At 63.1% G+C, this 10,958-nt stretch carries 5 protein-coding genes and 1 pseudogene; 3 read left to right on the plus strand and 3 right to left on the minus strand.

The annotated features are described in order from the left end of the window. Window positions 1–22 precede the first annotated feature (22 nt). Window positions 23–4,963 carry an NEL-type E3 ubiquitin ligase domain-containing protein gene (locus CAG31_RS09230; RefSeq protein WP_085580143.1) on the minus strand — a complete coding sequence of 1,647 codons (4,941 nt, stop codon included), beginning with the start codon at window positions 4,961–4,963 and terminating at the stop codon, window positions 23–25. Between the two features lie 508 nt (window positions 4,964–5,471). Between CAG31_RS09230 and CAG31_RS09235 the strand changes: the two genes are divergently transcribed. The 3 genes from CAG31_RS09235 (at window position 5,472) to CAG31_RS09245 (ending at window position 9,040) form a co-directional block, all read left to right on the plus strand. Continuing rightward, window positions 5,472–6,893: an amino acid permease gene (locus CAG31_RS09235; protein ID WP_085580145.1), complete on the plus strand. Its 1,422-nt coding sequence runs from the start codon at window positions 5,472–5,474 to the stop codon at window positions 6,891–6,893. Window positions 6,894–7,078: 185 nt separating this feature from the next. Continuing rightward, window positions 7,079–8,584, plus strand: a complete 1,506-nt coding sequence (locus CAG31_RS09240) for a glucosyltransferase domain-containing protein (protein WP_085580147.1) — start codon at window positions 7,079–7,081, stop codon at window positions 8,582–8,584. An 81-nt stretch (window positions 8,585–8,665) separates the two neighbouring features. Beyond that, on the plus strand, window positions 8,666–9,040 hold the full coding sequence (locus CAG31_RS09245; RefSeq protein ID WP_085580149.1) for a GtrA family protein: 375 nt from the start codon (window positions 8,666–8,668) through the stop codon (window positions 9,038–9,040). Window positions 9,041–9,073: 33 nt separating this feature from the next. Here CAG31_RS09245 and CAG31_RS09250 read toward each other — a convergent pair whose 3' ends face one another. Next, window positions 9,074–10,693, minus strand: a complete 1,620-nt coding sequence (locus tag CAG31_RS09250; protein ID WP_085580152.1) for an FMN-binding glutamate synthase family protein — start codon at window positions 10,691–10,693, stop codon at window positions 9,074–9,076. A gap of 151 nt (window positions 10,694–10,844) precedes the next feature. Further along, a pseudogene (locus tag CAG31_RS28670) lies at window positions 10,845–10,931 on the minus strand (helix-turn-helix transcriptional regulator); the annotation flags it as partial. Window positions 10,932–10,958: the final 27 nt, after the last annotated feature.

Genomic DNA, 10,958 nt, shown 5'->3' on the forward strand with positions numbered 1-10,958 from the left:
CCGGAAGCAGCGGCGTCGGGGATCAGCGTGTGGGCGCGCTGTCGTTTCCGAGCAGGTTGTGCTTTTCGAGCAGCGCTTTCGTCTTGTTGCGACGTGATTGCTGTTTCTCGTACCTGATGTCCTTGGATTTTGCCTCGTACTCGTTCTCCGTCAGTTCTTTGCGTTCGTACTGATCATCAAGCTCTGCCAGTTTTCGGGTGTATTGGGCGACGTCTTGATCAAGAGTGTCACCGTATTGTGCCTTGAGAAAATTTTCCCAGAATTCGAGTTCGAGCATCCCGTTGACCAGGCCGTCGCCCGCCTCCAGCGAAAGGACGGTCCTGTAAGCCGCGTCGAGCATGTCGTGGCTGACCCCACCGATCTGCCGGTACAGCATGCGCTCGGATTGCCAGGGCAATCCCAGACGTGCGCTAAGACCGATCTGGTAGGCGAGATAGATTTCAACCTCTTCCGCTCGGCTTGGGCGTTTGCGGACTTCTTCCCGGGCGATGGTGTTCACGCTTTCCAGACGTGCGGCCCCCTTGGCCAAGGCCAGGAGACGGCGTTCCAGTTCCTCATGGGACGTCGAGTAGTCATAGGCCTGTGACGCGAGCACCAGTACCCCTATCTTGTTGAACTCCTCGGTGACGGCGTCGACGCAGGTTTCCGGGTTCTCTATCGTTGCGAATACGTCCTCACGCAACTGCGTATTCAGATCCATTGCCTCGATCACATTCCAGACCCGGCGGGCGAGCTGCTTGCGTAGCTCTTCATCTGCGGCGGTGTAGTCGGCGGATCGGGTCAGCCGGTTGATGACCTTGAAAAAGCCTTTGCTTTTCTCTTCGGCCTTCAGGCTTTGCCAAGCTTCCTTGCGCTGCTCACCCAGCCCCGGATCGGGTTTGAACAGTAGCGAGTCGGTCTCCAGCGGCCACTTTTCAATGTCGTTTTCGGTGGGCTGCTCAACGTTGACTTCTTTAGGTCTGCCTACTTTTTCGCGGTAGTCGAACAGCCGTTTACGTTCATCTTCCGGCAGTTTCCACTGGGAGATCCGTGTGCGGGCCACGATCCACGCTTCGGGTGAGTCACGCGTGACGTTCAGTACCTTCGGTACGGTCTGGATCGGACTGCCGGTCAAATCGACATTAAGGCCACGAGGGCGGGGTCTGTTCAACAACCCGACCGGCCAGTCCGTGAGGTTGGTCCTGCGCAGTGACAGCACCCTGAGATCGGGCATGTCGCAGACATCGGGCGGTAGGGTCAACGGGTTACTGTCCAGTTGCAGGGTCTGCAGTGCGGTCAGCTGTCTGAGGCCCTCCACGGAGGCGTCCGTCAGGACAATCCGGTTATCGTTCAGGCGCAGGGTTTCCAACCCCTTCATCGAGTAGACCGCTTCAGGCACCTCGGTCAGGTCACAGTTGCGGGCGCTGAGCCGGCGCAGTCGGGGGAAGTCCTTCAGCATCCCCGTGGCGCGCGCGGAGAGTCTCATGTTGTCCAGGTTCACCACAGTGATCTGATCCAGGTATGTCTTGATGTCCATCTCAAGCAATTTTTTCCACCAGGATTCCAGCTCAAAGCCAAGCAGTTCCTTCGACAGATCCAGGATGTATCCGTCGTCGAAGCGGATGTTGCGTACACCGAACACGTTGGACTCACGCCTGAAACAGGCTTTCATCCTTTGGATGATGTGGTGGGCGTTGCGGGGCGGGATCGACGGCTCGTCAGGCAGGGGGCTGGACATCCGTACGCCCCAGTTATCCAGCGCCGTATCAATCTCGCGCAACTGGATCTCCAGTTTTTCCACCACTTCGATGGGGTCGGTGCCGACGGGCAGGGACCTTATGAATGTATCGCGCTCTGTCTCTCTCAGCCGCGGATACAGGCGTTGCACGCGTTTCTCCAGCACCGTGAATGTTCGGCCGGGACGGTGGAAGAAGGAGACGATCCAGTTCCAGGTGGCACGCAGCATCCAGTGGGTTTCTTCGGCGGCCACCGGGCGCAAAGGCGCCGTCAGCATCGCCTTTCGGCGCACCTCGGGCGAGAGATTCTTGTCCGTCAGCCACTGGCGAAGGATCGGGCCGTCCCCCGGCTTCAGATTGAATCCCGATTTTTCGGGCAAGGCCTGCAGGATCGCTTCGTATACGGTCTGGGCGTCGAACAGCGGGTTGCGGCCACCATCGAGGACAGCGTAGTCGCCCCGCTGGCGGCGCAGCAGCACACGGCGGTGGGAGGCGTCTTGGGGGCCGACGCTGCTGCGCAAGGTGTTGTCGAGATTGTCGTCACGGATCTCGATACGCACATCCTTGAGCGCCTTGCGATCCATCACCGTCTCCAGGGCCAGGCGCTCGGTGTCGGCGGTCAGCGGACGACTCTTGTAGAACCCTTCATACGCTCGGGCGAGGCGGATCTCGAACGCGCATTCACGGGCCTTGACCTTGAAGTCGTGTGGCAGGCGGCGTCGACTGGCCAGCGCCTCCAGGGCAGCGGGCGGTGCTTCCCCGATCAGCCGCTCGGCAATGGCTGCAGACAGTTCAGGGTGCAGCCCCTGCAGGCGGCGAGCGTGCGGATCCTGGCTTTGCTCGCGACTGCCGTAGGTGTGGTCCGCAATCGACTCGGCGCGCGAATCCAGCATGTCCGCCAAACGATTGCGCAGCGCCGGCAAACGTTCGCTCACCGGCACGTCCGGTCCGAGCAGGCGTTTCATCTGCGAGTCATCGAGGAACCCGACCACGGCCACCGGCAGATCGCCGTTCAGCACCTGCGTCTGGCTGACGGACAAGGTGGAGTGCGGACTGGCCTTGGGATTGCCGTAGCGGTAGTGGCCACCGTTGAAGTCGGATCCGTGAAACACCTTCAAGGCGCATTCGGGCGGCCATCCCGGTAATTCGGTGACTATCTGGGGGAACCACGTATCTCTCGGGTCAAGCGCCGCGCCTGTGCGAATCCGCCGTTTCGCCAGACCGACATCCTCGAACGCCTTGAAACGCTTGAGGGTATCGTCCAGGAGGAGCGGGGGCGGAGCGTTATCGGCGTGCATGCGTTGCAGCGTCTCGACATCCGTGGCACTGATCCGGCGTACGTGTTCCAGCTGCTCGGCACTGAGCCCGTCGGTGCTGTGGCCGAGCCGGCGCATGAGCGTGGCGCTGTCCCACTCGTAGGGGTTTTCGCTTTCGTACCGCCAGGCGCCACGGCCGTTGTGCTCCAGCCTGGGCTCGTAGGCGTCGGCGCGATTGGGGTGGCGGATGCGGTACTGCCCGCTGGCCGGATCCTTGTGCACTTTCAGGTGACGGTTTACGAGGCGCAGTACATTGTCCCCCTCATGCCGGTACAGGCCTTGGGCGTCGGGCGTCAGGGTGTCGGGCAACGCCAGACTGTGTTCGTAGGGCGCGATGTCCGGGTACCACAGGCGTGTCTCCCCGTTGGGCAAGGTCACCGCATGCATGGATTCGATTGTCGGTGACAGTTTGAGCTTGAACTCCCGGGCGATCGGGATGCCGGCCCCCATCGCGCCCAGCTGAACGATGTCGCTGACCACACCGACAATGTGCTCCGTGCCCTCGCGCCAGACACCTTCGGCCAGGTCGACCACGCCCTCGAGGGTTTCATTGGCCAGTTGATAGGCGGTGTAGGCCAGCATCAACTCGCCCAGGCCCGGCACGAAGGGAGCGACGACCATCACGGCGACGTTGAGGATCTCCAGGGCGATTTTCTCGATTCTGTCCCACCATGCCTGACGTTGCAGACGGTCGACGTCGGCGGTCGGGACGGCGAGCGTGCGCGCATCGTTGAGAACCTTGTTGGCCAAGCGCCGGTAGAGATATCTCCAGAGGGGTTGGGTGACGGGAAACAGCTCGAAACGCAGCGCCCTCAGATCCGGCGGATTTTCGCGCCAGGCCGGACGCGGGTCGCCCGCAGCCCAACCGTGAAAGGTAACGGGCGCCAGGTGCTGCGCCAGCCTGGCAAAGAATTGGCCGCGCTGCCCATGGTCGACGAACTGACTGAAGAACTGAAGGTAGCTCTGGCCGCTGGAGGCAAGCGTCTGGTTCTCCCGCAATTGCCAGAACAGTTCGTCCCTGAAGACGTTTGCGTTGCGGTATTGCTTGAGCGGATGCCGAGGGTCGTGGGGAACGTAGGCAATGACCGTATCCGAGATCAGCGGCTCGCCGGGCGTGGGAGCGATGAGCAGGATGCCGGTGAGCCTTGCCTCCAGCAAGCCCAGTTCGAAGAGCTGCATCGCCTGGCCTTTGAGCGCCAGGTTTGTCTGCCCGGAATGCAGCGCATTGATCAGGGTGAAGGCTTCAGGCGTGATGTCTCCGCTCGCCAGGGCCATTCGTGCGGCGGCCTTCAACGCGGTCCTCATGTTGTTCTGGACGCTGGTTTCCAGATAGGTGCGGGCGACGCGGTTCGTGGTGAGCAGCAGCGCCTCCAGACGCTCCTTGTAGCGTGCGCCGATGTCCAGGTCCCGGCACAACCGCTTGAACTGGTCGATGCTGATCAATTGCTTGATGGGATAAATGTCGTAGAGCCCCTTGTTCGGATCGGTCGAGATCAGGAAATCGGACGCGGCGTCGAATGTTTCATTTTGCGGAAAGTTGTGCAGGGCAGCGTCAAGTAATGAAATGGTCGTGGGTTTGAATCCACCAAGTTCAACTTTTTTATAGAGTCTTATGTGGATGTTTCTCACGTCGACATCAAGCTTGTACTGCTGAAGAAGTTTGTCCTTCAGCAAGGGTTCGGCGAATGTCCTCACATCCCTGAGTGAGGAGAATAATGCGTCGACAGCGTTTTGCGTCTCCCACGCCTGGCGGTTGCTGTAGGCCAGGTTTCGCTTGAGGCTGGCGTCTTCCGGGTTCATCCAGGCGGCACGTTGCGGCCGGATGTTGCGTAGTGCTTCGCTGCGGTGCAATGCCATATTGGCGAAGACCGGAGGGATGCGCGACTTTATCAATTCGTGATGTTTCCCTGAATAACTATTTGTTTCGCTCATGGCGTGTGCCCGTAATTAGGATAGGGGCTTCAGGCTAACGCCAGTGTTCAAGAAAAATAATTCAAAAGTTGGTGGGGTCGACGCGTCGGATAAAGAGGAAACATTTAAATCTGATATTTAAAAAGTAGGTGGCTACTACCTTTGTGCGCATCAGGATGCCTGTGCGCGCGATGGGGCGTTGGCGATTGTTTCTCTGCCGTGCGCATGACCGCCCCGCGCCGGGCGTGCGATACTCCGCGGCGTCCCGTTCACGACATTTTTTGCAAAACAACAGGTGGTCTGTTCTGTCGAAAGACGGTTCTGCAGGTTGTGTGGCTGTTTTCTGTGGTTTTTAAAGCGAAACTCTCTGTGGCGGGCTTTTTATACTGCATGCCCCGCCGATCCCGCAGGCGATGCCTGGGGGACGCCTTTGCCCACGAGGCAGACGCGGCACCGGCAAGCCCCGGCCCATCGGCCAAGGCTTCGCCGCTCGGTGGCCCTATCCAATAACAAGACGAGGATGTCTCCCATGCCAGTCGGCAACCACTCACCCCACGGCGAGACCGCCCAAGGCGGCCCGCTCAAGCGCGAGCTCGGCGAACGGCACATTCGCCTGATGGCGCTCGGCGCCTGCATCGGCGTCGGCCTGTTTCTCGGTTCGGCCAAGGCCATCGAGATGGCCGGTCCCGCCATCATGCTGTCCTACATCATCGGCGGCCTGGCGATCCTGGTGATCATGCGCGCCCTCGGCGAAATGGCCGTGCACAACCCGGTGGCCGGCTCGTTCAGCCGCTACGCCCAGGATTACCTCGGCCCGCTGGCGGGCTTTCTCACCGGCTGGAACTACTGGTTCCTGTGGCTGGTGACTTGCGTCGCGGAAATCACCGCCGTGGCGGTGTACATGGGCATCTGGTTCCCCGACGTGCCGCGCTGGATCTGGGCCCTCGCGGCGCTGGTCAGCATGGGCGGGGTCAACCTGATCGCGGTGAAGGCCTTCGGTGAGTTCGAGTTCTGGTTCGCCCTGATCAAGATCGTCACCATCATCGCCATGGTGCTGGGCGGCATCGGCATCATCGCCTTCGGCTTCGGCAACGACGGCGTGGCCTTGGGCATCTCCAACCTGTGGAGCCACGGCGGGTTCATGCCCAACGGCGTGCAGGGCGTGCTGATGTCCCTGCAGATGGTGATGTTCGCCTACCTGGGCGTGGAGATGATCGGCCTGACCGCAGGCGAAGCGAAGAACCCGCAGAAGACCATTCCCGACGCCATCGGCTCGGTGTTCTGGCGGATCCTGCTGTTCTACGTCGGCGCGCTGTTCGTGATCCTGTCGATCTACCCGTGGAACGAGATCGGCACCCAGGGCAGTCCCTTCGTGATGACCTTCGAGCGTCTGGGCATCAGGACCGCCGCCGGCATCATCAACTTCGTGGTCATCACTGCGGCGCTGTCGTCGTGCAACGGCGGCATCTTCAGCACCGGGCGCATGCTCTACAGCCTGGCGCAGAACGGCCAGGCCCCGGCCGGCTTCGCCAAGACCTCCGGCAACGGCGTGCCGCGCCGCGCCTTGCTGCTGTCGATCTTCGCCTTGCTGCTGGGCGTGCTGCTCAACTACCTGGTGCCGGAGAAAGTCTTCGTCTGGGTGACCTCCATCGCCACCTTCGGCGCGATCTGGACCTGGGTGATGATCCTGCTGGCCCAGCTCAGGTTCCGCAAAGGCCTGAGCGCCGCCGAACGGGGCGCCCTCAAGTACAAGATGTGGCTGTACCCGGTCAGCTCCTGGTTCGCCCTGGCGTTCCTGGTGCTGGTGGTGGGCCTGATGGCGTACTTCCCGGACACCCGGGTGGCGCTGTACGTGGGCCCTGCGTTCCTGGTGCTGCTGACGGCGCTGTTCTATGTGTTCAAGCTGCAGCCGAACCCTGCGGAGCAGGGCGCGGTGCGTTCGGCCTCATAAGCCCTGACGCCTGAAACACCTGAGCCCCGGCCCGCAAGGCCGGGGCTTTTGCGTTTGGGCAAGGCGCTGGCGAGGGCAGCGGTGCGACCGTCGGTCTGAAAGGGGAGTGCGCAGCGACTTCCGGTGCCGGGCCATGCTCCAAACTCTATCGCTGTCGATTCCGCCAGCGATGGGAGGCGCAGGTTATGAGGATGACCGATCTTGTCGACCGCGAGCTGAGCCGCCATCAGGTCATGCGGTTCTTTGTGTTCGCGGCCTTTCTCTATGTCCTGCCGCTGATCCTCGCGGACTACCCCTACATCGACGACAACTGGCGGGCGCTGGCCGCCGGCAATGCCTGGGCCGGGCAAGGGCGGCTGTTCGTCGACTGGCTGTACAAGGCCCTGACGTTCAGCGACGCTGCGCCGAACATCTTCCCGCTGCCGTTGCTGCTGGCCACGCTGGCGATGGCGGCGGCCCTGACCCGGCTGACCTTCCACCTTTTCCCGCAACCTTGCCTGGCCGCTTGCCTGGTGCCGTTGCCGCTCTGGTACAACCCGTTCCTGCTGCAGAACCTGTCCTACCAGTACGACGGGCCGGCCACGGCGCTGAGCCTGGCGGCGGTGATCTGGGCGATCACCTACCGCAGCGGTTCCCGGATACGGCGCTGGCTGGCGCCGGCGGCATTGTTGGCGCTGGCGTTCGGGCTGTACCAGATCAGCGTCAACGTGTTTCTCGGCCTGTGCGCCGTGGAGCTGATCCGCGCCGTGCAGGCTCGCTTGCCCTGGCGAGACATCGGATGCTTGATCGGCGGCAAGCTCGCGCAGTTGCTGCTCGCGGTGCTGATCTACGGCGTCACGGTCTTGCCGTTCACGGATGCCTCACGCACTGAAATGCTGAACGGGGGCGCCAGCCCTCTGTCGCAGGTCGGCATCAACCTCGGACGGGTGGCGGAGAAGGTCGCGCTGCTGTTCAACGGCGGATACCTCGGGGTGTCCGTTGCGTTGGCGCTGTGTGCGCTGCTCGGCGCGGTCCGTGTGGGGCAGCGCCTGGCGCAGCGGCAGGAACCTGCCTGGAAGTACTCGCTGGTGGGTGCGGCTTGCCTGCTGACGTTGCCGCTGGCGGTGCTGATGGTGCCGGGCATGACCCTGGTGTTCCGCGACTTCAACGAGGGCGCGCGTACCCTGATGGGGTTCGGCGCGCTGCTGACATTGCTGGCCTATCTGGCGTACCTGGGGCTGGCGCCGCTGCACCGGCGGCTGCCGCTGCTGCTGGCGGTTGCGCTGTCGGCGTCGCTCTCGCTGTCGTTCGCCTACGGCCGGGTGCTGACGATGCAGAAGACCTTCGCCGACAGCGCCCTGCACAGCCTCAGCCAGGACATCGCCTCCCGCCCGGCGCTGCGCGAAGCCAAGCGGATCTACCTGTCGGTGACCTGGTCCGACCGCTGGCTGGCCGCCGCCGGCGGTTCGTTCCGCACGTTGCCGGTGCTGCGTTACCTGCTCAACGTCGACTTCTACATGCTCGCCGAGAACCTGCCCTCGGCGGGCATCACCAACGTGATCGCCGAACGCGAGCGGCGCAATGCCACCCATGTCGGCCAAATGGGCTATCCGCCGCTGGTGGACAGCCTGTACTACCGGATCTACCTGATCGGCGACTACGGTTTCATCGTCATGAAGGAGCCGCCCCACGGCCGTTCGCTGCAATGGTGAGCGGGCTCCGACCTGTAATTTCTGTCAGTAGACCGAGCGTTGCGCATGCCCTAGCGTTGGCCCGACATCGGGAGAGGCGGCATGAACATGTTCTGGAAGGGAATCCTCACTCAGGTGGCGATCGGCGCGGTGGCCACGCTGATTCATTGGCAGGTGTTCTTTGTGTTGCTCACGGCGATCCAGCTTTCCCAAGCCCAGGGCAACGTGGCGGCCTACGGCGTGGCCGCCTCGTTCTCGTTCTACATGAACGTGCTGTACACCTTCGAGCTCAATACGTCGCTGACGGCCTATCTGCTGTTCATCGCCGTGATGGGCGGGGTCAGTTACGGCGTCGGCCTGGTCGCCGATGAGCGGGATCTGCCGGGGCTGGTGACGGCGGTCGCGTTCACGCTGCTGAACCTGTTGCTGGGCTACGGCTTCTTCCGGTTCGTGCTGTTCCGCCCAAGCGATGGCTGATGCGCCGGCCCGTCGGGCGGACCGGCGCCGGGTTCAGGCGACGGCCGCGTCCTGCGGCTCGAAGCTGTCCGCCCGCGCCATCTGCCACATCCGCGAGTAGAACTCACCGTTCACCTCCCCGGTGAGCAGTTCCCCCGGTTTGAGGAACACATGCAACTGCGAGAACAGCTTGATCTCGGTGGCCGACATGCGCCGCACCAGGTGCTTGGCCGACAGTTGCGAAGGGTGCTCCAGCCCGGCGGCGGCGAGCATTTCGGCCAGGGCCTTGAGCGTGTTGCGGTGGAAGTTGTAGACCCGCTGGGCCTTGTCCGGCACCACCAGGGCGCGTTGGCGCAGGGCGTCCTGGGTGGCGACGCCGGTCGGGCATTTGTTGGTGTGGCAGCTCTGCGACTGGATGCAGCCGATGGCGAACATGAAGCCGCGCGCCGAGTTGGCCCAGTCGGCGCCGATGGCCAGCACGCTGGCGATGTCGAAGGCGCTGACGATCTTGCCGCTGGCGCCGAGCTTGATCTTGTCCCGCAGGTTCAGGCCCACCAGGGTGTTGTGGACGAACAGCAGGCCTTCGCGCATCGGCACGCCGATGTGGTCGGTGAATTCCACGGGGGCCGCGCCGGTGCCGCCTTCCTTGCCGTCCACCACGATGAAGTCCGGCAGGATGCCGGTCTCCAGCATGGCCTTGGCGATGCCCATGAACTCCCACGGATGGCCGAGGCAGAACTTGAAGCCCACTGGTTTGCCGCCGGACAGCTCACGCAACCGCTTGATGAACTGCATCATCTCCAGCGGCGTGGAGAAGGCGCTGTGGCGCGACGGCGAGATGCAGTCCTCGCCCATGGAGATGCCGCGGGTGTCGGCGATCTCCCGGGTCACCTTGTGCTTGGGCAGGATGCCGCCGTGGCCGGGCTTGGCGCCTTGGCTCATCTTGATTTCGATCATCCGCACCTGCGGGTTCTGCGCCTGGGCGGCGAAGCGCTCCGGGTCGAAGCGGCCGTCGGCGGTGCGGCAGCCGAAGTAGCCGCTGCCCAGCTCCCAGGTCAGGTCGCCGCCGTGTTCGCGGTGGTAGGGGCTGATGCTGCCTTCGCCGGTGTCGTGGGCGAAGTTGCCCAGCTTGGCGCCCTGGTTCAGGGCGCGGATGGCGTTGGCGCTGAGGGAGCCGAAGCTCATGGCCGAGATGTTGAACACTGACGCCGAGTACGGCTGGGTGCACTGCGGGCCGCCGACGGTGACGCGGAACGTGTTCGGGTCGCTCAGCGGCGCGGGGCGCATCGAATGGCCGATGAACTCGAAGCCGGATTGGTACACGTCGATCAGGGTGCCGAAGGGCTTGTCGGCGGTCTCGTTCTTGGCCCGGGAATACACCAGCGAGCGCTGGGCCCGGGAGAAGGGCAGGGCATCGCTGTCGGACTCCAGCAGGTATTGGCGGATCTCCGGGCGGATGCCTTCGACCAGGTAGCGGATGTTGCCCAGGATCGGGTAGTTGCGGCGCACCGCGTGGGGGCTCTGCATCAGGTCGAACAGGCCCAGCAGGCTCAGTACGCCGGTGACGGCGGTGAAGGGCCACAGCCAGTCATGGTCGAGGAACGGCAGGCTGGCGAGCGTGAAGATCACGCAGGCGGCAAAGAAGGCGTAGCGGCTCAGGAGGGACAGGCTCATACGGTTTCCTTGGGTTCGGACTCGGTATCGGTCTGCGGCAGGCAGGTTCTTGCGGTGACGGAGCGAGCTCCCTCGCCGCAAAGACATCTCCAGGTCACGGAGCGTTGCTGCATGCCGAGGGTTTTCAGGCGTTGTGCGCCTGAAGAACAGCTTTTTTATGGGCTTGCACGGTTTCGACGGCGATTGGCAGCTTACGGGCGATTTCGTTTGTGGAGCAACCGTCGGGCATCGGGCGGCCATTGAACGGGATTCGGTCGGCCATGGC

It is taken from the genome of Pseudomonas sp. R25(2017) (genome assembly GCF_002112565.1).
GTDB lineage: Bacteria > Pseudomonadota > Gammaproteobacteria > Pseudomonadales > Pseudomonadaceae > Aquipseudomonas > Aquipseudomonas ekonensis.

What these genes read in the sequence shown, in the direction of transcription:
- CAG31_RS09240 (WP_085580147.1), top strand. Translation starts at nt 7,079, where the DNA reads ATGAGGATGACCGATCTTGTCGACCGCGAGCTGAGCCGCCATCAGGTC.
- CAG31_RS09250 (WP_085580152.1), bottom strand. Translation starts at nt 10,693, where the DNA reads ATGAGCCTGTCCCTCCTGAGCCGCTACGCCTTCTTTGCCGCCTGCGTG.
- CAG31_RS09235 (WP_085580145.1), top strand. Translation starts at nt 5,472, where the DNA reads ATGCCAGTCGGCAACCACTCACCCCACGGCGAGACCGCCCAAGGCGGC.
- CAG31_RS09230 (WP_085580143.1), bottom strand. Translation starts at nt 4,963, where the DNA reads ATGAGCGAAACAAATAGTTATTCAGGGAAACATCACGAATTGATAAAG.
- CAG31_RS09245 (WP_085580149.1), top strand. Translation starts at nt 8,666, where the DNA reads ATGAACATGTTCTGGAAGGGAATCCTCACTCAGGTGGCGATCGGCGCG.